At 62.1% G+C, this 1,991-nt stretch carries 2 protein-coding genes and 1 pseudogene; all 3 read right to left on the reverse strand.

The annotated features are described in order from the left end of the window. Positions 1 to 249, reverse strand: a pseudogene (locus DBR23_RS30340) (restriction endonuclease); the annotation flags it as partial. Further along, positions 242 to 1,315: a YhcG family protein gene (locus DBR23_RS05870; RefSeq protein WP_108497603.1), complete on the reverse strand. Its 1,074-nt coding sequence runs from the start codon at positions 1,313 to 1,315 to the stop codon at positions 242 to 244. The pseudogene DBR23_RS30340 and the gene DBR23_RS05870, both read right to left, overlap by 8 nt. Next, positions 1,312 to 1,991, reverse strand: a 680-nt coding sequence (locus DBR23_RS05875; protein WP_146191243.1) for an N-6 DNA methylase, incomplete at its 5' end; no start/stop codon positions are given. The genes DBR23_RS05870 and DBR23_RS05875, both read right to left, overlap by 4 nt.

Here is a 1,991-nt window from a genome sequence, read left to right on the forward strand (position 1 = left end):
AAACAGCACAGTGCCTTGCGGCATTAGCGTTGCTCCGCAAGCGGAGTAACCAGCTTCGGTCAGATCACGCGCACCTCGCTCAATCGATTGCTTTCGATATCCGCTCAAGTCAGCAGGAGTCACCCACGGAATACCCTTTCCGGGTTCAACAAAATTCTGCGGATCTTTGGATGGCGGCGTGCCGCCTCCAACGATTCGAGCAACACTGCCAATAGGAACTTCGACCCAACTCTCAGGTAAATCACTCATCCTCGCCTCCTCCCAACAACACCCCCCGCCGCGCCAGCCGCTCGCGCGCTTCTAGCAAGGCTAGGTGCAAGTGTTGTTCCAGCTCGGCCTTGGGTGGCAGCTCGGTCCAGTATTCGGCCACGGTGATGCCGTCTTTGTGCATTTGCAGCAGCTCCACCTGTTCACGGCTGGATTCGGCGCACAGGATGAGGCCGATGGGGGCTTCCTCCCCGCTCTGGCGTTCGTGCCGGTCCAGCCATTTCAAATACAGCTCCATCTGGCCTTTGTGCGCGGCCTTGAAGCGGCCTAGCTTCAGCTCGATGGCCACGAGGCGACGCAGGCGGCGGTGATAGAAAAGCAGGTCCAGGTAAAAGTCCTCGCCGTCGATGACCATGCGCTTTTGCCGCTCCACAAACGCAAAGCCCCGGCCCAGCTCAAGGATGAAGGCTTCGAGCTGGCGCAGGATGGCGGCTTCCAGGTCCGCCTCGTCATGGCCCTGGCGCAGGCCCAGAAAGTCGAGGAAATACGGGTCTTTGAAGACTTGGGCGGGGCTGGTGCCCAGGGCTTCGACAGGCTCCGCCTGAACGGGGGGAGGGGCTTGCAGTGCAGCCAGCTCGGTGCGTTCAAACGCCTTGCGCTCAATCTGGTGGGTCAGCTCGCGCACGCTCCAGCGGTCTTGCGCGGCTTGCTGGGCGTAAAACTGGCGGGCTTGCGGGTTTTTGAGCGCAACGATGGCGACCATGTGGCTCCAGCTCAATTTGGTCGACAGTGTCGACACAATCCCTGCACTGGGGAAAGCCTGCGCAAACTTGACCATGCGGCGCAGGTTGCGGGCTTCAAACCCCCGGCCAAACTCTTGCGAGAGCTGTTGGCCCAGTTGCTCCAGCAGTTGGCTACCGTACTGGGCACGTTCGCCGCCCAGCACTTCGGAGGCCAAGCGTTGGCCCACCGCCCAGTACAGGCGGGTGAGTTCGGCATTCACCGCGCCGGCCAAGCGCTGGCGGCTGCTGGCGATGAGGGTGCGCAGTTCGGCGTGCAAGTTGGTGGGCAGGCCGTCTGCTCCCGCTGCGGAAACCAGTTGGCTCATGGCTGGGCCTCGTCTGCCGTGGTGTCGTCGGCCAGCAGGTCTTCCAACGAAGCGTCGGGGTCTTCGCCCAACTCTTCCAGCAGGCTGCGCAGGTCGGCCATGGCACCGCTCAGCTCGCGCATCACCATGCGTGCCACCAGCGCGGGTTCGTCACGCCGGGCGTCTGCGGCTTCCGCGTTGTCGTCCTTGATCCAGCTGATGTCCAGGTTATCGTTACGGGCCTTGATTTGCTCGCGGGTGAACTTGCGCCAGCGGCCTGCTTCGCCCGTGTCCACACGCTGCGCCAGGGCTGCGGGGCCGCCGCAGGGGTCGTTGCCAAACACGTCTTCAAACTTGTCGCGGGGCACACTGGCAGGGGCATCGGGCTTGGTGCGGAAATACTCGCGGGTGAAGGGGGTGCGCTTGCCAAACTGGGGCATGTTGGCGCGCATGTCGTACACCCACACTTCTTTGGTGTTGCCTGTGTCTTTCTTGCCGCGCGTGAAAAACAATACGTTGGTTTTGACGCCTTGGGCATAAAAAATGCCAGTGGGCAAGCGCAATATGGTGTGCAGGTTGCACTTGTCCATCAGGTCTCTGCGGATATCAGCGCCGACATTGTTTCCACCCAGCACGTTGTCAGGCAACACCACGGCGGCGCGGCCACCGGGGGCTAGGTTGCGGTAGATGTGCTGCA

This window comes from Acidovorax sp. HMWF018 (genome assembly GCF_003061035.1).
Taxonomy (GTDB): Bacteria; Pseudomonadota; Gammaproteobacteria; order Burkholderiales; family Burkholderiaceae_C; genus Acidovorax; species Acidovorax delafieldii.

Coding starts and splice junctions, on each gene's coding strand:
- DBR23_RS05870 (WP_108497603.1), bottom strand. CDS start 1,315: ATGAGCCAACTGGTTTCCGCAGCGGGAGCAGACGGCCTGCCCACCAAC.